18 protein-coding genes, 3 tRNA genes and 1 pseudogene are annotated in these 19,882 nt (G+C 40.4%); 8 read left to right on the top strand and 14 right to left on the bottom strand.

Features of this window, described 5'->3' with window-relative positions:
* Positions 1–139 precede the first annotated feature (139 nt).
* On the bottom strand, positions 140–277 hold the full coding sequence (locus ABJF11_RS05090) for a hypothetical protein (protein ID WP_348118531.1): 138 nt from the start codon (positions 275–277) through the stop codon (positions 140–142).
* Between the two features lie 29 nt (positions 278–306).
* Between ABJF11_RS05090 and ABJF11_RS05085 the strand changes: the two genes are divergently transcribed.
* Positions 307–801 (top strand): PaaI family thioesterase, encoded by a 495-nt coding sequence (locus ABJF11_RS05085; protein ID WP_348118530.1) that lies wholly within the window; start codon positions 307–309, stop codon positions 799–801.
* A gap of 53 nt (positions 802–854) precedes the next feature.
* Here the strand turns inward: ABJF11_RS05085 and ABJF11_RS05080 are convergent, their stop codons facing one another.
* A complete protein-coding gene (locus ABJF11_RS05080) occupies positions 855–1,205 on the bottom strand; it encodes a DUF6249 domain-containing protein (RefSeq protein WP_348118528.1) in 351 nt (116 codons plus the stop codon).
* A 140-nt stretch (positions 1,206–1,345) separates the two neighbouring features.
* On the opposite strand from ABJF11_RS05080, the gene ABJF11_RS05075 reads away from it, so the two are divergent.
* The 4 genes from ABJF11_RS05075 (at position 1,346) to ABJF11_RS05060 (ending at position 2,704) form a co-directional block, all read left to right on the top strand.
* On the top strand, positions 1,346–1,891 hold the full coding sequence (locus ABJF11_RS05075) for a sigma-70 family RNA polymerase sigma factor (RefSeq protein WP_348118526.1): 546 nt from the start codon (positions 1,346–1,348) through the stop codon (positions 1,889–1,891).
* Positions 1,892–1,923: 32 nt separating this feature from the next.
* Complete coding sequence (locus ABJF11_RS05070; protein WP_348118524.1) at positions 1,924–2,364, top strand: hypothetical protein; 441 nt, start codon at positions 1,924–1,926, stop codon at positions 2,362–2,364.
* Between the two features lie 91 nt (positions 2,365–2,455).
* Positions 2,456–2,531 (top strand) — tRNA-Gly (locus tag ABJF11_RS05065).
* A gap of 89 nt (positions 2,532–2,620) precedes the next feature.
* Positions 2,621–2,704 (top strand) — tRNA-Leu (locus ABJF11_RS05060).
* 743 nt (positions 2,705–3,447) lie between these two features.
* Here ABJF11_RS05060 and ABJF11_RS05055 read toward each other — a convergent pair.
* From ABJF11_RS05055 to ABJF11_RS05035, 5 genes are all read right to left on the bottom strand, one after another.
* The gene (locus ABJF11_RS05055; RefSeq protein ID WP_348118521.1) at positions 3,448–3,861 is read right to left on the bottom strand and encodes a DUF1987 domain-containing protein; all 414 of its coding nucleotides are present in this window, start codon (positions 3,859–3,861) and stop codon (positions 3,448–3,450) included.
* Between the two features lie 324 nt (positions 3,862–4,185).
* Entirely contained in the window at positions 4,186–4,842 is a 657-nt protein-coding gene (locus ABJF11_RS05050) for a response regulator transcription factor (protein ID WP_348118519.1), read from the bottom strand.
* Between the two features lie 6 nt (positions 4,843–4,848).
* Positions 4,849–6,615, bottom strand: coding sequence for a PAS domain-containing protein (locus ABJF11_RS05045; RefSeq protein WP_348118518.1), 1,767 nt, complete (start codon positions 6,613–6,615; stop codon positions 4,849–4,851).
* Between the two features lie 8 nt (positions 6,616–6,623).
* Positions 6,624–7,082: a response regulator gene (locus tag ABJF11_RS05040; protein ID WP_348118515.1), complete on the bottom strand. Its 459-nt coding sequence runs from the start codon at positions 7,080–7,082 to the stop codon at positions 6,624–6,626.
* A 53-nt stretch (positions 7,083–7,135) separates the two neighbouring features.
* Entirely contained in the window at positions 7,136–9,250 is a 2,115-nt protein-coding gene (locus tag ABJF11_RS05035; protein ID WP_348118514.1) for an ATP-binding protein, read from the bottom strand.
* A gap of 162 nt (positions 9,251–9,412) precedes the next feature.
* Between ABJF11_RS05035 and sucC the strand changes: the two genes are divergently transcribed.
* From sucC to ABJF11_RS05020, 3 genes and pseudogenes are all read left to right on the top strand, one after another.
* Positions 9,413–10,621 carry an ADP-forming succinate--CoA ligase subunit beta gene (gene sucC / locus ABJF11_RS05030; protein ID WP_348118512.1) on the top strand — a complete coding sequence of 403 codons (1,209 nt, stop codon included), beginning with the start codon at positions 9,413–9,415 and terminating at the stop codon, positions 10,619–10,621.
* Positions 10,622–10,887: 266 nt separating this feature from the next.
* A pseudogene (locus tag ABJF11_RS05025) lies at positions 10,888–11,076 on the top strand (GIY-YIG nuclease family protein); the annotation flags it as partial.
* A gap of 57 nt (positions 11,077–11,133) precedes the next feature.
* Positions 11,134–11,207 (top strand) — tRNA-Arg (locus ABJF11_RS05020).
* Between the two features lie 330 nt (positions 11,208–11,537).
* Here ABJF11_RS05020 and ABJF11_RS05015 read toward each other — a convergent pair.
* From ABJF11_RS05015 to ABJF11_RS04985, 7 genes are all read right to left on the bottom strand, one after another.
* Entirely contained in the window at positions 11,538–14,186 is a 2,649-nt protein-coding gene (locus ABJF11_RS05015) for a type I restriction endonuclease (RefSeq protein WP_348118511.1), read from the bottom strand.
* A 700-nt stretch (positions 14,187–14,886) separates the two neighbouring features.
* Positions 14,887–15,168, bottom strand: a complete 282-nt coding sequence (locus tag ABJF11_RS05010; protein WP_348118509.1) for a hypothetical protein — start codon at positions 15,166–15,168, stop codon at positions 14,887–14,889.
* Positions 15,169–15,382: 214 nt separating this feature from the next.
* Positions 15,383–15,946 (bottom strand): methyltransferase domain-containing protein, encoded by a 564-nt coding sequence (locus tag ABJF11_RS05005; protein ID WP_348118508.1) that lies wholly within the window; start codon positions 15,944–15,946, stop codon positions 15,383–15,385.
* A 21-nt stretch (positions 15,947–15,967) separates the two neighbouring features.
* On the bottom strand, positions 15,968–16,306 hold the full coding sequence (locus tag ABJF11_RS05000; RefSeq protein WP_348118507.1) for a GIY-YIG nuclease family protein: 339 nt from the start codon (positions 16,304–16,306) through the stop codon (positions 15,968–15,970).
* A 48-nt stretch (positions 16,307–16,354) separates the two neighbouring features.
* Positions 16,355–16,663 carry a HigA family addiction module antitoxin gene (locus ABJF11_RS04995; RefSeq protein WP_348118505.1) on the bottom strand — a complete coding sequence of 103 codons (309 nt, stop codon included), beginning with the start codon at positions 16,661–16,663 and terminating at the stop codon, positions 16,355–16,357.
* Positions 16,664–17,011: 348 nt separating this feature from the next.
* Positions 17,012–17,323, bottom strand: coding sequence for a divalent cation tolerance protein CutA (cutA, locus tag ABJF11_RS04990; RefSeq protein ID WP_348118504.1), 312 nt, complete (start codon positions 17,321–17,323; stop codon positions 17,012–17,014).
* An 87-nt stretch (positions 17,324–17,410) separates the two neighbouring features.
* The gene (locus tag ABJF11_RS04985; RefSeq protein ID WP_348118502.1) at positions 17,411–19,876 is read right to left on the bottom strand and encodes a DUF2309 domain-containing protein; all 2,466 of its coding nucleotides are present in this window, start codon (positions 19,874–19,876) and stop codon (positions 17,411–17,413) included.
* Positions 19,877–19,882: the final 6 nt, after the last annotated feature.

Raw genomic sequence — 19,882 nt, 5'->3', positions numbered from 1 at the left:
ACTTGCTGGCATAAATTATTTAATCAAACCACAATTCTTTTTTATGTCAGCTATTGAAAGAATAAGAACTCAGATTATTAGAACTTATGTTCTTGTTTGGGCTGTTGGATTAGTCGCTTTTTTGATAGCGACTGTATAATTATCCACAGCCTAAAAATTTTTTGAAATCAACGTCCGGAATACCTTCCGGCGTTTGAGTTTTCTCATCCTTTGGCGGTTCTTGCTCAGTGGTTTCTTTTTTCGTTTTCTTCTTCGATTTATTCTTACTATTCTCCATCTTCGTCATTGAATCCAACAATGAATTTAATGAAATCCGAAGACAAAAAATACTTTCAAAATCATATGCCTGAGAATGTCTGCTTTGGCTGCGGCATACTTAACGATCAGGGACTACGCATCAAAAGCTTCTGGGAAGGTGATGAGTCTGTTTGTAGGTGGCAGTCAGAAGAGCATTATCACGGCTGGTCCGATCTCATGAACGGCGGTATAATGGCCACACTAATAGATTGTCATTGCATGGGTACAGCCATGGCACACGCTTACAAACAAGAGGACCGGGAGTTGGATACCATGCCCGAATATCGATATGCCACGGGTACGCTCAATGTCAAGTATTTGAAACCTACTTCCAACAAGCATGAGGTGGAACTTCGGGCCAAGGTGCTGGAGGTGAAAGGTCGGAAGACCGTTATGCATTGTGATTTCTATTGCCAGGGAGAAAAAACTGCTGAAGCAGAGGTGATTGGCATTCGAGTGTTTGACAGCAGTCAAAACGAAGGAGGTAATGTCTTTAAATCATAAAATCCCCCTTATATAAGGGGGATCATATTGTTGTTGTTTGAGTGCAAGAGAGTTTATTTTTTCTCTTGTTTGGCTGCTTCTTTTCTTTCTATGAAATAAGAAGCGAAGAGGCCGGCTCCTCCACATATCATTAAGAATGAGAAAACTGCTGCTTCCTCGTCTATGATTCTGGATTCAGCTACAATATTTCCAACTAAAATTCCGATACCGGCTCCAATCAAAAGTAAGCCATATCTTAAAGCGGGGAATGAATTGCCCCTTTTTGTGCTATTGAAAATATTGGCGTCCCCTCCTTTTTCTATAAGAGCGAGTCTTTCATCATTTTGAAATTTTCTAATAATGATTACTACAATGGCTATTGAAATAAAAAATACTATTGGGATTAAAAATTCTGGTCCTTGCATAATTTTAAATTTTTGATATGCCCATAGGACATCAGGTCTTCTGGACTGGTTACAAAAAAACTAAAAAAATTCTTTGTAACTTGAATTAAACTCACGGCGTCCAACCGACAGTGAAAGAGACCATTTCAGATATTATTTTATTGGAAAGAATCAAAGCTGGGGATATGTCCTGTTTTGAAGCCCTTGTAGATAGGCACAAAAACTTCGCATTTACTATAGCAGATCGTATTCTGCACAACGAAGAGGACGCAGAAGAAGTAGCCCATGATGCATTTGTCAAACTGCTAACCAGTATTGATAAATTCAAGGGTGATTCTAAGTTCACCACCTGGTTTTATAGAATAGTGATGAACATGGCTATCAGCCGAACACGCAAAAAGAGAGTGCAAACCGAAGATATTGACAACCGGCCCGCCGGAATTCCCGGTTACACAAGTTTCGAAGAATTTGGTGGGCTCAATCTTCAGGACCGAAGCTACTATCTAAACAAGGCCGTCGGTCAGTTGAAGGATGAGGAGCGAATGCTGATCACTTTGTATTATTTTGATGAACTCGATATGGACGAGATTGAAGATATAACGAAGATTGATAAGAGTAATCTGAAAGTTAAAATATTCAGAGCTAGAAAGAAGTTGGCGGAGAGCCTCAGGCGGCTGCTCCCTTCAGAACTGGAGAGTATCTTATAATCCAGTCGAATAGAACTATTAAATTTGAGACCATGGACCATAAGGAAAAGGACATAGAGAACTTTGATGCCCTCGAGGGTAGAGGGGATCTTTCAGGTGACCTGAAGGACATTGAAGATTTGGATCAGTGGATGAAATCTTTGCCGCTAAAAGAAGTAGGGACAAATTTTACTTCTACTGTAATAGCTTCGGCCCTGTTAGCCCAAAAACGACATGCTAATTTCAAAATATTGATTTGGATGATGGGTATTTTTGGATTACTCATACTGTCGTCTTACTTTCTGATGGGGAGTGGAGGCGAAGCCATGGAGTTTACCTATTTGGACCAGGTTCGTATAGAATCTCTTCAATTTCTAGAAATGTTAGCTGACCCAAAGCTTCGTCAATTGTTCCTTATTATAGAGGGAATCATCTGTTTGGTGGTGATAGAGAAGCTTGTAAGCAGCTTCAGAATTCTCAGACATTCAGTCTGAGAAAATAATGTTAAAATTTTTCGCGAAAGAGTTGATAAATTAAAGTCGCTATTTATCTTTGCAGTCCCTTAACCAGAGGGGATAGTGAAAAGCGAAAGTAGCTCAGCTGGTAGAGCGCCACCTTGCCAAGGTGGAGGTCGCGAGTTCGAACCTCGTCTTTCGCTCCAATTGAGTGTGAGAGTGTATGTGAGTGAGAAGGTGCATAAGCATCGCGCATACACTTTTTTTGTATCCAAATCACGCTAAAATGTCTACTGCCGGAATGGTGGAATTGGTAGACACGCAAGACTTAAAATCTTGTGACTTTCGAGTCGTGTGGGTTCAAGTCCCACTTCTGGCACATAAACCCTTGATAATTGATTGTCAGGGGTTTTTTTGTTTAAAAGGTGTCGATTTTAGTGTCGGATTTTTTTGAGTAAACGACTATTATCCCATTCCCCAACTTTCCAGACTGATCCCAAGAAATGAGAATTGCCTACTGATAGGTAGCCGTCGAGCACGAAAACAAAGAGATCCAACTGAGCCGTGAGGTGGGCTGGTCTTTCAAGGCACATCGATTTGAAAATAGCGATACTGAAAAGCAATTACTGGCAAGGAGCAGGTACCTGTTTTTTTAAGAGTGAACGCAACTGAACTGTATCTCAGGCACATCGTACTGAAATACTTTTTAACAATACCCGGCTTTAGAACAGGCCTATAAACTATCAAACCAGCAAGATCAAAGGGGAGGCATTTACACGGTTAGCCCTGTGGTATGACCAAGTAGAGAAAGCTGGATTTAAATCATTTCACACAGTGGCCTGAACAATTCAAAACCACTACATCTCGATCCGCAACTACTTCAACAACAGAAGCACCAATGCTTCAGCAGAATTTATCAATGCTAAAATCAAGGTTTTTAGATCTCAATTCAGAGGTGTTACGGTGTGGAGTTCTTCTTGTTTAGACTAGAAAAAATTTATGTATGAATTTTCAAATCCCCAAAAAATGCCGATTGATCTAGGGGTAGGGCTTTCATAAAAAAAGGCTGCCACTAGAGCAACCCTTTTAATCCACCTGTATTATCCCATTATCTTTAAGTCATTAAGCTGACTGTTTTTCTTCTCCAAGTACTTTTATCTCAGGTATTTCATGGAAGTTGAATTCCATATCGAAGAAACTGCACAAATCCTCTCCTGCTTCCATCATGTCTTCATCTCCTTCTTCAAAGTACCAATTGACTACAACTTTCTTTCCCATCTCATCGATCTTGGACAACTTCTTCATGAAAATGTAGAGACATTTTGATGAACTCGTATTGAAGTATTCGAATGCCAGATTAGCAACTAAGGCTGCTTCTCCGTTCTCGGCATATTTGTCCAAGCTTTCCAGGACATAATTAAAGAATGCCAGTGGGTTCTCCGGACTTGATTTCCCTCTCATATCAAAAATCCCTTTTGAGGGGTTGAAGTATATTGAAGGAGTCACACGTGACGATCTTATAAAATATCCTTTCATAGCTTTTTCGTTTAGAATAACTGTGTCAAATAAACGGTGACTGACTTGTATTACAATCAATCACAATTCAAAAGTAGCTGAGGTTTTGCTACTAAAAAATAGAGGTTTTGCTTAATTAAATTTTTAGGAGAATCAGGAGTTAAAATGTGCCTTAATAGCGATTTTAGTACCGTTCAATTGTACTATACCTATAATCAGTTGCATGAATACACGCCTAAAATATTCGACTGGTGCCCCGACTGACTAAGTGATAACATTAGTTGGTCTAGGGGTTAATTCTCAGTATTAGGGGATTCTCTTATAGTCCTAAGAAGTTCTCTTAACTTAATCTAATTCTATGATCTTTTCGCGTATAGCGTACTTCACCAGCTCGGCTGTACTCTTGAGTCCAAGCTTCTGCATGATGTGATTTCTATGTGCATCCACAGTTCGTATACTGATGAATAGCTTGTCGGCGATCTCTCTATTGGATAGGCCTGAGGCTATTTGTCTGAGCACTTCTACTTCTCGCTTGCTAAGATCCTTGTTTTCGTTGGCGACTCGTTCACCCTTGCTTTGATTGTAGAACCCTTTGAAAATTACCTGTGAAATTTTCTGTCCAAAATACTGCTCGCCTTGCATCACCTTTCTAATGGCTTCTGCGAGAATGTCTTTTTTGGTGTCCTTGGCTAGATATCCGGCGACTCCAGCTTTGATGGCTTCAGAGATATGATCCTGTGTGACCTCCATAGAAAGGATAATAATTTTTACCTCCTTATGGTCTTCGCCAATTTTTTTGGCGGTCTCTATGCCATTCATTCCGGGCATATTGATGTCCAGCAAGACGACATCTGGTGCCTGAGTGGCAATTTTTTGTAGCGCCTCTTCCCCGCTTTCGGCTTCTCCGATAATTTCAAAATCATCATAAATAGAGAGCATGGTGATTACACCTTCTCTTACCAAGGAGTGATCATCTACGACTAGTATACTTATATTCGACATGGCGATTTAATTGTTAATTGGAAACCAGGATTTTACTACCGTTCCTTTTTTCGGTATTGAAGTTATCTCAAAATGTCCGTTTTGCAAAGATGTTCTTTCTTTCATATTTTTTATACCATTCCATTTAATTTCTGTATCAAATCCTATCCCATCATCTTTAATCTCCAGAACGATGTTCTGATCAATGGGCTCGATACGCACAGATACGTTTTTGGCCTTGGCATATTTAATGATATTATTTATCGCCTCCTGGGCAATTCTATATATCGTATTGGATAGTTCAAGGTCATAGTCATCCGGAATGTCAATGACATGGTTTACATTAAACTCTCCCATGTTTTCTATCTCTTCGACCAGATAATGCATGGTCTTGCTAAGTCCAAACTCTTCCAGGTGTCGGTTGGAAAGGTTTCTTGACACGCGGCGCACCTCATCAATGGTGGTGGCTAAAAGATCTTCTACTTCATCTTTTTTGCGAGTCAACTCTTCTTCAGAATTTGCCTCTAACGAAGATAGCTTAAATTTTGCAGCCACAAGCATTTGACCTATTCCGTCATGTATATCACGTGCCATTCTACTCCGCTCAAACTGCTGTGCATTGAAAATAGACTTGCTGATTTCTCGTTGCTCGGTGATATCTTGTACCACTCCAAGTACAGAAAATATTTTGCCATCACTACGCGAAGTGATATTGCCGGTGTTTCTTACGATTTTGGTGGTGTCATCGGCTAACACGATTCGATGCTCTATGTCAAAGAAATTTTTGCTGCCCGCCAGCATCTCTCTAAAGTAGGGTTTGTCTTGCTCATGCATGGTCTCACGAATGAGTCGAAAAACTGACACTTCCTGATGCTCATCCAACTCAAATATTCTTCGAAATTCTGCAGAAATCACAAAGGTGTTGCCTTTGGCGTTCCACTCATAGCTCCCTACGTGCGCCACTGACTCTGCATTTTCCAATATAGACTGATTCTTTTTGAGCTGTTCCTCGTAGACTTTTTTCTCGGTGATATCCAGTAGCGTACCTGAGGCTCGTAGTGGCTCTCCTTTTAGCGACCGTCGAATGATTTTTCCCTTTGCAAGCACCCATTTGATCGCGCCAGTTTTGTTTCTCACTGCAAATTCCTGATCAAAGAACGCGACTTGGCCCTCTATATGCTCATTCATTGCGTCTACGACATACTGCTGAATCTCGGTGTCATATTTTTGGAAGTATTTAAAATCCTGAATAGCGTCTTCTGAATCGAAGCCAAGGATCTCTAAGCTCTTGTTGTTGTAGACAATGGCATTGGACATGAAATCTAGATCCCAGATGCCCAAATCTGTACCTTCCAGTGCCAGCTCGAGTCGTTCCTTGCTCAGAATCAATTCATGCTCAGCTGATTTCTTTTCTCGATTGACCTTCTGCTCATTGAGCGCTCTTTCTACTACAATAGGCAATCTGGATAAGCTGTCTTTGGAGACTAAATCTGTCACGCCCAGCTTCAACGCTTCTACTGCATTCTCCTCTCCGATGATGCCTGACACAATGATAAAGGGTAGATTGATCTCTTTGACCAGGTTGAAGGCATCGATGGCGTTGCATGCCGGAAGATTGTAGTCTGATAATACAACGTGAGGCAGAAAATCAAAAAGCTTGAACCTGAAATCCTTCAAATTGTCGACCCTGTGAAATTCGTAGGAAAAGCCTGCTCTTTTCAATTCATGGAGGGCTAATTCTGCGTCTTCAGCTACATCTTCAAGGATGAGTATATTTAGTTTAGTATCTCTCAAGTTTATATTTAAATAGAAGGTGTGGTATTTGTCACCAACCAATAAAAGCCTACTTCGGCTATGGCTTTGGCAAAATTTTCGAATTCTACAGGTTTTACGATATAACTGTTCACACCGAGATTGTAGGTCTTGACTACATCCTGTTCCTCTTTTGAGGAGGTCAATACCACCACAGGTATTTTGTTAATAGTATCACTGGCTCTGATCTCTTTCAGCACTTCCGTTCCATCTATTTTTGGTAGTTTTAGATCCAGAAAAATCACTTTGGGCATGTCTTTGATATTGCGGTCGGCATATTGGCCTTTGGCCAGAAGATAATCCAGGGCCTCTACGCCATCTTTTAACCACACTAGTTTGTTGGCTAAATGGTGCTTATTCAAAGAGCGTATGGTAATCTCTGCGTCATTGGGATTGTCCTCAACTAAAACAATGTCAGCACTCAAATCATCGGGCATGGGCGTAGTCATATGAAAGAACATTGAAGATAATCAACTAGGCATAAAACTACAATGTTTGACGTTTATTTGGGTATTGTGAAATAGAACGTGGTGCCTATTCCTTCGTGACTTTCTGCCCAGATCTTGCCATTGTGCTTGAGAATCACCTTCTGAACTATGGCGAGTCCTACCCCGGTACCGCTAAACTCTGACTCTGTATGCAGTCGCTGAAACACTCCAAAAATCTTATCATAATAGGCCATATTGAACCCCACGCCATTGTCGGCGACGAAGAACTCATAGTGCTCCTCTTTATCTGCATATCCGATTTGAACTTTGGGCTGCTCTTTCTTGCTACTAAACTTAATGGCATTGCCGATGAGATTGGCTAAGGCTTGCTTCATTAGGATCTTTTCTCCTTTGGCTTCAGGGAGCTGGTCTATTTCGAATATTTTCTCATCCAGCGCCTGCTCCTCTATGATATTTGAAATCAATAGATTGAAGTCTATGGGCTTAAACTCTGCCACCTTGCGTGTGATCCTGGAGAAGGTGAGCAGATCATCGATCAACGCAGCCATCTTGCCACTATTACTGATGATGACGTTGAGCAGCCTTTTACTCTCATCTGTAAATTCATCCTTGTGATCTTCAAGAATGATTTTTGAGAACCCATCTATTGCTCTCAAAGGTGCTCTCAGATCATGGGATACAGAGTAACTGAAAGATTCCAGCTCCTTGTTAGCTACTTCCATTTTGTCAACCTGGATTTCCAACTCTTGATTTAGACCATTGATTTTTTCCTCATTGGCCTTACGAGCCGTTATGTCATCCGCAATCATGACGGTAAATTTTACTTCATTATTTTCATCGCGAATGGTAGATACCGTCTTACTTATATAGATAGGGTTCCCTTCTTTGGTAGTTTTTCTTTTCTCTAAAATGTAATGGTCTATCTCTCCGAGAATGATTTGCTCGTACAGTTTGAGATCCTCGCTTAGCTGATCCAAATCCCCTGAGTCCGAGAGTGAATAGAAGGTGTGCATGCGCAATTCGTCCTCTGTAAATCCGAGCAACTTTTGTAGGGCTCGATTAGCCATCACAATCTTACCTTCCATATCACAGACGCAGATGCCCACATTGGCGTAGTCGTAGATGCTCTTGAATCTGCGATCACTCAGGAGCAATGCCTGATCGGTTTTGGCCTGAGCTTCTTCCCATTCTTGCATGCTAAAATGCTGGCTAATATTTAGCGCCATTAGCTCCATGAGTTCTACATCATAATCTTCGAATCTTTTGCGTAGTGAGTCGTGCGCACAAAAGAATAATACCCCATAGCTCTTATTGTTAGCGACCAGTGGTGTGCCAATGAAGTATCTGTGATTTTGTCCTTTCGCCACCCGTTTATCCAGATTGCTGGAGGCGCTGGCTCGATAAAAGGTACAAACTTGCTGCTCTATTTCCTGAATGATATTAAGGTTGGCCTGTAGAATATCGTTAGAGGTAGCTTCGGGCATATTGGATTTTCTCACCACCTGCACATTGTCTTTGGTTTCGAAGATTAACCCTACGTCCATATTGAACAGATTGACACCTGATTGTAAATAATCGGCTAGCACGTCTTCCTTATCTGCGCTGTGGCTCAGGTTTAGTCTATGCAGCTCCCGTAGTCCCAGGCTGAACTCCGCCATCTTTTCTTCTTTCTTGTCATAGTTCGATTTCAGCATCCATACGATCGACATATTGATAAATACGGCCATGAGATAAATCGTACGGGCGTTGGGATTGTCTCCCCAGATGGGCAAATCCTGCAGGTAAAAATCGGCAAGCACAAGCAGGGCCTGACAGGCAAACAGGAGAGCCACCATTATACGACTATGCTTTCGTGGCGTCACTATAATGGAGATCAGGATGAACGTGAAAAACACCAGTCCTCCACCATGTACTCCGCCTACTTTAAACCAGAAAAAGACACCAAATAATATCGAAAAGAAGATTGAGGGCAGAACGACTCGATTGAGATTTTTCCCTTTTTTGCTATACCTATAGATCCAGAGGCATATCGCGATTCCGATCAGGTAAAGACCGACGATAAGGTACTCCCCAGTATAGAGACGATAGACTGAGAAGACAGATAGCACGACTAAAAAGTAAAGTATGGCAGCGTTGAAAATCCGATATGAGAGAGAATCTTGATTCAATGATTGGGCAGTTGAAATGTGTGTATCTACCAAATTAATTATTTTATGTTAATAAATATGATGCTTCATGGATGAGACATTAGATTCTACTTGAAAATGATGTGGTATTGCTGTAGCTTCGCGCCGAAGGAATCCCTAAGGAGGGACACAAAAAACAAGGATATGAACATTCACGAATATCAAGCAAAGGAAATACTCAAAGGTTATGGAGTGACAATACAGGAAGGTATTGTTGCAGAAACTCCTGAAGAAGCGCAAGCAGCCGCTAAAAAACTAAATGCCGACACTGGTACAGAATGGTATGTGATCAAAGCACAGATCCACGCTGGTGGAAGAGGCAAGGGAAAGGTAAACGAAACCGGATCCAATGGTGTAGTATTGGCCAAAAACCTGGATGAGGTTCCTCAAAAAGCAGGTGATATTTTGAAAGGCACTTTGGTGACTCATCAGACCGGACCAGAGGGCAAGGTGGTCAACAAAGTATTGGTCGCTCAGGATGTATACTACCCAGGCGAATCTGAGCCTAGTGAATACTATCTCGGAATATTGCTCGACAGAGCCAAAGGATGTAACGTGATCATGGCTTCTACCGAAGGCGGTATGGACATCGAAACGGTAGCGGATGAGACTCCCGAAAAAATAATCAAGGAATGGATCGATCCTTCTGTAGGATTGCAAGCATTCCAAGCTAGAAAAGTAGCATTTGCTTTAGGCCTGGAAGGCGAAGCCTTCAAGGGTATGGTGAAGTTTATCTTCTCTTTGTACAAAGCATATGTGGCTACAGATTCTGCTATGTTTGAAATCAACCCTGTGTTGAAGACGTCAGACAACAAGATATTGGCAGTAGATGCAAAAGTAGACATCGACGACAACGCTTTGTACAGACACAAGGACATAGCCGAGCTGAGAGACTATTCAGAAGAAGATCCAGCAGAAGTAGAGGCGGCTAAATCAGGCTTGAACTATGTGAAGCTTGAAGGTAACGTAGGCTGTATGGTGAATGGTGCCGGACTCGCTATGGCGACGATGGACATCATCAAGTTGTCTGGTGGTGAGCCTGCTAACTTCCTCGATGTAGGAGGATCTGCCAACGCTCAAACTGTAGAGGCTGGTTTCAGAATCATCATGCAAGACCCTAACGTAAAAGCAATCCTGATCAACATCTTCGGTGGTATTGTAAGATGTGACAGAGTAGCTAGCGGAGTGGTAGAGGCTTACAAAAATATTGGTGAGATCAATATCCCAATTATTGTGAGACTACAGGGTACCAACGCTGAAGAAGGCGCTAAAATCATCGAAGAATCAGGCTTGAAGGTTTATTCAGCGATTGTATTGAAAGATGCCGCTAATAAAGTGAAAGAATTGATTTAAATATTTTTGATTTGGGATTTCAAATTGGCTATCCGATTTGAAATCTTGAATTACTGCACACGTAGTTCAACTGTTAATTCGCAGTCCAATGGTATGTCGCTCGAAAGATTATCGATTTTGGCACCTAGGTTTAAGAATTTACGTTAAAAGACAATTCGTGCAGAAGAAAGATTAAAATAACGCACACGTAGTTCAACTGGATACCTGCCTGTCGGCAGACAGGGAATATCGGATTTCGGCTTTGAATATTCAAATGGTATATTAATTTGTATTACGTTTATGTTTTAAGATGTAGCTTTAAAAGTTGGTTCTATGTTGGTCAAACCATGAATCTAAAGGGGCGGATCAAAGAGCATAATAATGGTAAAAGTCGATCCACTAAGGGTTATATTCCATTGGATTTGATTTATTTTGAAACTTTAGATTCTCGAAAGGAAGCTGTCCTCCGAGAAAAATATTTGAAATCTGGCGCTGGACGAGAATTTCTCTTTGAAGTCAAGGATTTAAAAAATGCACACGTAGTTCAACTGGATAGAATATCGGATTTCGGCTCCGAGGGTTGAGGGTTCGAATCCTTCCGTGTGCACAAAAAGACTGCTAGAAATGGTGGTCTTTTTTGTTATCAAGCATCTGTAAGTGTTGAGGGTTCATCGAGATGTCAGGCCGACTCTTCCGTGTGCACTTATCCAACCATTTAATTTGCTGTAAATCTGTTAGTTAGGTGTTTGTATTTTTTTATTTGTTCAGACTTCCTACCTAACCACTAGATTATCTGTTGTTTTAGTTATAAAAAAAATTACTTAAACGTCCAGCTAAAACTGGTGCGAGACGCAGTGTTATACTGGATTAAGATGTTTATTCTCGGTCAATATATTCTGCTCACTTATCATTTTAGCACTTTTTGGAAATGGCTATTTTATTTTCCCTCAGGTCGATTCATTCTCAGTTCGTATTTATGATGTTCAGATTTATATTGACATACTACAAGAGACAATTCGTCACCAACGTCATAGCTGGCATCTTCTTCGTTCATTTCACTCACATGTAATAATCCAACTTGTGAAGTTCCGTCAAGTTCACAGATTAGTCCGTAATCAAACACATTTACAATTTTAGCAGTGACTACTGTTTCTGGTTCAAATTCTCTGTGGTCAGATATGCCTAATGAACTTTTAAAATTAGAAATGACTCTTTTCATTTTGTCAAATTCAAGTGGGGGCGAATAATATCCTGAGGACAGAATGTCTTTCTGAGCTGAATAAAAATTATTGCAATAATCTTCCAAGTAGTTTATTAGGTCTTCACTATTGCTCATTGAAGTTTGCAATGAAAAGTGTGAAAAGTTTGCTTTGCCAGAGATCCTTTGTGTTATTGTTTCAGCAAGGTTTGCATCCCGATACCATACATCTTCGGCACAAGATGATAAATAATCAATATTGGTTAATAAGTCTAAATGAACAAGCCCAGGAGCATTTATTGAGATCAATTCGTCATTATCTAATTTTGTACTATCCTGAGACTCTGAAATAACTAAAGCGCTTTTTATTAAATTTAATAGTTCATTTTGAAGTCTCTCAATTGAATGCCCTAAGATATTTAATTCTTTGATTACTTGAGAAGCCTGATGAAACCCGATAATACCACTTGGTCCTCTCTTACGGTTATTTTCTTTTAACCACTTAAGTATTGCAGTCCTTGCAAAAGGATCAGGGAGTTGGTCACTTGGTTCTGAGTAGAAGAGGTTTCGCACTTTGGTTTCAGAATCTGAATAGTACAACCTATTACCACGAATAAAAACCCTACTAATTATGTGATTTGGAAGCGCAAATTTTCCGGCTGATTGCTTCATTTGAAAAATTTCCCTTTCACTTATATGACCACTTTTGCAAAAATCTAAAAAAACTTCAATTCCTTTTCGAATATCTCTTCCTGCGATGCCTGTTAATAGCTTTTTAAAGAAAGTGTTTTGAAATAGTGATTTTAAAATACTCTTCAAGTAGGATAATTCATCTTTCGATGGATAACTTACCTTAATGCCATTGGGAAGGAAGTAAAAATTATTTTTAGATTTTTCTGAAAGTCGTTTTGCATATTTTACCCTGTTATAAATAACTTTTTCCAATGAAGGAGGGTTAATTCGAAAAATCAAATCTTTAACAACAGTGTCTAGTGGCTTTTGATGACGATGATGATCAAATGTAGTCTCTCTTAGAGGCAAGAATACAATTGATTTTGTGTTTTCTTTCAGCCAATTGGCCACTTCAAACATTAAAAGTTGCTCCTCTAAATTTCGTTTATCGCAGTTATCTAAAACTATTATTAATTCTTTATTTTGATAATGCACAAAATGCCTGATATAAGCCTCTAATGTAACATCTTGGTCGGCTTTGAGTTCCTCAATTTTAGAAAATAACTTTTCCTTGTAAGAATCTGATTCTTCAGAAAAAAGTGCCAATGCAACCTTATTGAACTCATCAATTTCTTTTGAATATATTGATTTAATCGATTCTAAGGAGCGTGAGTCTGAATTTGAATCATTAGTTTCAAGACCTTCACAAATCTGTTTTTTGAGCCATCTATAGATTTCAGCGGAATTAACTGGTGCATCATTCAAATCCAATCTTACCCAGTTTAATTGAGAACTAATATCCTTATCTAAGGCAACTTCTTTTAAATATGTTGTGAAGGTAGATTTACCAGACCCAACACTCCCAACCAGAAGTAATACTTGATTATTATAATTCCTAGCCTCCCTCAGTTTGTTTACAATTTCTTCTGGCTCAATATTGTTCGAAATTTCAGTTGTGCCTTGAACTGATGGTCTTATTTTTTTTCGAATTAATCTATCAATAGGGCTTACATGTGACTGATGCTTTTGAACTTGAACATACGCATTAACCACAACATCCGTACGCTCAGCTTCAACAGTCGGATTGAAAAGATGTCTATATTGGATTGAAATAGTTTCACCGAAAGAGTTCTTGATATGCTGATTTTGAATATGTTTACCGCCAAGAAGAAGAACTGGTTTTTTATAGGAAACATCCGTTCTCAATTCTTTCCTTAGAAGGGAAGAATCCTTTTTTATTTTTCGCAAACCAAATGTTTCTGAAAATGCAGAGAAGTCTGAATTTGTTGACAACCAATCAGATACTTCAATATTAAATATCGGTTCAGTATTATCCCAAGTTCCAGCATAAATTTTTAGTCCATCCGTTGCTAATATCAATTTGCAGGGGTTAATGTCACTTTTATAGAGAGCGTTTGCCTCTAGTGCATATAACCTAGCTTCTCTAAATGCCTCGGCTAAGTCTTCACCCGGTTTCTTAGCTTCTATCACTATAAATGGCAAACCTTCCATTAGAATTAAGAAGTCTGGATAATACAGTTTTGAATTCGCTCTCTTTTTTATCGCGAGCTTATTAAGACTTAATTTGTTCTGAATGTGAGTACTATCATAACCAAGACCTTCAGGTGCTGAATTCATTAGTAAGGGCATTATTACTTTTTGCTCTACATCTCCCTCAGTTATCAAGTATTTCCTATCTAGTACGTATTCGCTCATCCTTATTTACCTCCATCAATTGCATAAACTCAATAGCGTTTATGCACATTTTATATTTCTATTTTAACTTTTCTCAATCTACCGACGGGACTATCGAGTACTTGTTCCAATAGCTATCCGAATATAGAAAGAGTTCTGCACATGGGCAACAAGAAGGCGCAGGAGAGCTAGCCATTTTCACCAAAAAAGGAGGTACCGTTTCTCATTGGCGTAAACATTGTATGACTGTGATAGATATTAAACAACTAGACTATAAGGTCATCAAACGCATTTTTATCCTTTGAATGACGGATTCACAAAATCGTAATCAAAAGATCTGTACTGTAAGCCTTCATCTAAAAAGTAATACATACATCTGTGAGTGTGGAGGGTCCGCTTAGTTTATTATTCTAAGACTTAATTAATAGACTGCATTCTAACCTTCTTTCGAATTGTCAGGGATTACACCTTCAAAAACCAATATTCTCGACATGGTCATAAACTTTCCCTTTGTTGCTACAACCCTTTGTGTTGCATCTAAATTTCTGGATTTGACCTGCTCCTATGGGAATGTCATCAAGGCCAAGGAGCGGACTTGAACCTGGCAATCTTGCAATTATATTGGTTGAGTTGAACAAACTCAATTCGTTTCGACATTTAGGGCATTTTCGATTTTCCGGCAATATTGGCATTTCCTGAGATGTTAGTTTTGTTAGGGCATTTACAATAATTTATTAAATAATCTAAGAAAATAATTTCCCACAGAGTAATACAACCAAATTACAATTGCCCAACCCAGCGAAATAAAAGGAGCAAGCAATATTACCAGCACGAAACCAACTGGCCCATAATATAGTTCATCATTGAAGTTCATAGGAACCACTCCGGCTAATACGAACAAACTGACAAACAGTACTATTGGGGCTAAGCAGAAGAGCATATTCCAGAATAATTTTCCAAATAAATTTTCTGGCTTTCTTTCAAATTGTTCCAAATACTTCATCCAACATTCGTTTTGTGAGAATCAATTAAACCGTTTCTTAAATCTCTCTTTTAAATACTTATATAATTTGCTTCTCCCATAAAAAATAAAAACCAATAAGAATACTACTCCAACGACTTCAAAGGCGTTTAATCCAGTATCAGTACTCGCAGGATAATTGTCTGACTTTACAAGGTCTTGTGATTCATTCATTTCATTCTTCCAATTTTTGTGACTATTTACGCTTGGCAAGCACGATCAATTGGTAATTCGTCTTTGACTTATGCCCTGATTCTTTGTCTTCAAACTCGTAAACAAATTGATTCTCAAAAATAGACCTGGCATGCGTTTCTTCAATAATTTGTAGCAAGGTTTTGACTTTTTTCCCACTATCCTGAATACAGACGACCAACTGAGCATTAGCCTTCATCCCGCCGATTATATTTTTAATCAGCTTGGTTTCTTTCGCTACATCCTTCTTGGCAAAATGGAACATACTGTCTAGGAGTACAAAATCGAAAGTCGTAAAATCGTTGAACCCGAATATATCTGCTACCTGGCCTTTCAAACTCAGGTTTTCTTTACTAGCAATCCTCATCATCTGATTTATTCCAATCTTGGAGTGGTCGACTCCTACTACATCAAACCCTAACCGAGCCAATGCGATCGCATCTCTTCCCTGTCCACAACCTAAGTCCAGCACCGTGCCTTTCACTTGATTGGCCATATAGCTTATCAACTCCGGATAGGGGCTACCAAAGAGGCTTTCAACTTCATAATATTTGTCGTATGCTATCATGCGTTTTGCGAGATGCTCTAGTCAATTAAACCAAACGGCGTAACGCTGCCTTCTCAGTTCTAAGGATAATTTTTCTTCCATCTTCAATGCCTCTGCTCTAGTACTCATAGGCTCTATGTGATTATATAGATTGGGGCGCAGGTAAGTCCCGTATTTCTGAACTATGCTAGATGATAACTTATGGCCTTTCTTACTTCGGGCACCTTTCTTATGCTGCTCAAATCTTTCTTTTGGAGTCTTACTGGTCATGCCGACATACAAGCATTCTAGCACGCCATTGAATTGTGGATTGGCTGCACGGAATTTTGAGTTTTCAGTAAACACCCGTTTGGATAATTCTATCACATATACTCGGTACATCAATCTAGACATAAAAGAAAAACATGATTACTTATTCGCTATGTGAATCTAAACGAATTCGTATTTTTCAATTCTGCTAATTTCTTTTTCAGCGTGGGCGTTTCTAAGATCATATTCTCTTTGAAGATTCATCCAAAATTCTTCATTTGTTCCAAAAAAATTAGAAAAACGAATCGCAGTATCAGCAGTAATCGATCTTTTTTCTTTAATTATCTGGCTAATTCGTGTTTGCTGAACACCGATTTCCTTTGCTAATTTATAAGCGGAAAGATTCATTGGTTTTAAGAATTCATCTTCTGGTATTTCCTCTGGATGTATGCTTGTTTTCAACATTAGTGATAATCTATTATTAGCCATAGTATTTATTATTCTACAAGATAATAAAATATTAAGCAGGTAATACAGAACTTCAAAGGATCATTTGATCCAACCGTCTTTTAACAAACCACCTTCATCAAACCCAATATCCAGCCGAATCGTCATTCATCTAGCTGCACAGAAAATGCACAAGAAACGATAGCTCTTACCCACTGTCAACGCTTTGCCTGAGTGTTTTTGTTTACAGACAAGGCATTGTGAAAAATGGCCACTGAGATGATTGTCATGGAGACAAACAGATAATAATTAATAGTGTCATTTGACGATTTCGCTAGTACAAATAACCCTACAGTTGCGATTAAAAAGAATATTGCTTTATACATGATATTAAACTTTTCTAGTGTTGTTTCTAATAAATTGATCAAAAAACTGATTTGCAGAAATCAGCGGTAGCGCATAAATGGGCACCTCCAATTGGAGTCTTTTTTCCACAAATTCGGTCAATACGCTAAACAGCAAAGCCTTGGTTTGCAAGGTGATGACGACGTGCTCTATCTTCCGAACCTTCTCATCGATGAGCTCAAAGTAGTTGTTGTCGACATTCACTGAGGCACTGGCCCCGAGTTTTTCATTGACTAGCTCTCTGGCGAGTTCTTCCGCCTGCTCCTTGTCATTCATATAGATTAATACATTGATCATAGGTCTCGGGGTTTCGATGATCGCCAAGTCCCCTTGGCGGATTGATTTAGGTAATAGGTGCTGTTTTAGATTTCATTCTTGTCGGTATTATACCAGAATTAATTCTTCTTCAGGTTCCACCTCAGCTAGACTCAATGTCTCCCAATTGAGGTTTCGAGAATATCGTTTGCCAATTTTACCGTCCTCTGTCAAGTGCAGCAGGTTGATCCATGAATTATCACATAGATCCTTTATCCCCGGATTTTTAGCCAATATGCTATTGATCGCTTCTATCGGTGCTTCGATGATCACATTAAGGCGCTGCGGCAGATGCTGATAGTTTTTACCATCATGCAGTGACTGTAGCGGCAAGCCGATTCTTAGGTCACCTCCGGAGCCTTCCAGTACACCGATACCCCCCGTTACATTGTGCAGGGTTTTGTTGCCCGCCCCAAAGTGAACGTTGTCGGTAGTGCTGGCGTAATATTGCAGATTGATCCAGCTGGTGACTACCATGGGAGCAGACATGATGCTCTCCAAAATTTTGAAGCCCTCGTCGGACTGCCAGCGGTAGGAGTGCAAAAATGCTTTGCCTCCGAGATCCATCCCCACGGTGCGCTTTCTCGGTGCTATCACAAAAGAACTACATCCGGCTAGTCCCCACTCAGGACGCACCTGCGACCAGTCTCTACTTCTTTTGAGAATCGAAGCCTTGATGTCGGTGTCATTGATATTGAGCCTACGCGCTCGTTCTTGTCGCGCCAGTTCGCTAGCCTGACTCAGTGATTCTTCAATACCGCTAAGCGCCTCCTTATGTGCTGCTGGCACGTTTGAAGCGCCAATGATGTGCAGCTGATCTGTGGTGGTGTCGTGTAAGCAGGCGATGAAATGGGTGTCGTCCGGGATTTCTATCCCTTGCTCCAGTAGTCCCTGGCGCACTTGGGGATCGTTGAGAATACGCTCGGCAGTCATCGCATTGATTTCACCCGAATGTCCTCCACAGGCACCGCAGTCTAGCCCGGTGGCATGTGGATTGTTGACAGACGTAGACCCGTGACCGGTTATGAGGATCAATGGCGCCATATGATCTTTGAGTCCCATGGCTGTAAGCGCGGAGGCGGCCATCGAGATTTTATCCTCCAAGCCAATATGAGAGAGGTCCAGCTCTCTTCCTTTCTTTAGCCATTTGCCCAGTCCGTCTTCCTTGGGATCAGAGGTCGGTCGTGTCCACCCGAAAGAGTCGCTGATCAGTTTTGGGAAATAAGTCAGTCCGACAGGACTCACATACCCGAAGGAGGAAATTGCTCCGGACTTAAATTTTTTCCATGTTTTCTCTACCTGATGCTTTACTACCCGGCTTTTTCTAGCAGCTTCTACCTGACTGCTTTCCCCTAAGGTCTCTTTGACTAAAGGTCCCGAAGGGATCAGCACAGGGCACTGATTTTTTCCATGGCTATGAGCTAAGGGCACATAGTTTACAGGAAACCCAAAGAAGCCGGCGAATCCCAGTGTCTCTATCTCTGTGTCGACCGTCTCGAGGCTTCTTCTGTACACTTCTGACCGAACGTCGATACAGAATACCGCCTGAGCTTTAGGTCTTTTGTCCTTCTCCTGTGGTACAAAATGATGATCAAACTGGGCTTTTAGCTGACGTTGGCTGGCAAAGTCAAACGCATCCTGAAGAATCAATTTGGTCTCGAGGTACTCGTTAGTATAGCCCATGGACTCGTGTGACTGTATTTTTCTTTTGTGCTTGTCCCAAATCGGTTGAATGTTTTCGGATTGGTATTGCTCGTATAAGCAATACTCCCAGGTCAGAAGGATACTCAGGAAAGACTGTAAGTTGTTGGCCTCACCGCCGTAGAGTGTATTGTTCCAATCTTTGCCAGAGATATAGGACGACCACCCGTTCAGTTTTAGCAGTAGGCTGTGCAGGTAGACTTCATGAAGATCGGCAGGGACTTCAAGTTTTTGAAGAATCAGGGCGGTGGCTTCGGCTGCATCCTCTGGCATTTGAGCTACTGTAGATCGGAAATTTTTCAACCCCATCAGTCCTGGCGAAAGGTCTACGGCTGCATCAGCCTTCCATGATTGATATAGATTTTCCTTTGTTTCTGTCGTGTTCCATGCGGCTTGATATTCATCGAAATACGAAGAGGCCCAGGACGATATTTTATCTACCATAAAATCACTCCATTGCTTGTATGAGATCTCCTCCGCTATATCCAATAGGGTAAGTACTCTAAAACCTTCGCCGTCGCTATTGCTATCAGCAAGAAATCTGGTCTCCTTTACAAATTCTTCAGGGCTCAGGTAATAGTTGTGATTTTTGTTTAGCGCAGCGCTTATGTCTGCGTGTATGATCTGTCCTCTATCCAGCTGATCGAGATAAAATGGGATAGGCATAGTCATGCTAATACTCGATCTTTCGGAAAGTATCTTAGCCGCTCTACCAAATGGCATATTGGTAAGTCCGAGGTAAGGATTCACAGCTACAAAATTTTTCAACGGCCAGGCAGGAGCTATTTTCTTGCAGGCTTCGGTAATCGTTTGTGTTAGATTTTGATTCTTCATTTTGAT

The organism is Reichenbachiella sp. (genome assembly GCF_039941815.1).
GTDB lineage: Bacteria > Bacteroidota > Bacteroidia > Cytophagales > Cyclobacteriaceae > Reichenbachiella.
Note: the sequence above shows the minus strand (reverse complement) of the source record. Positions and strands in the feature narration are given on the sequence as shown.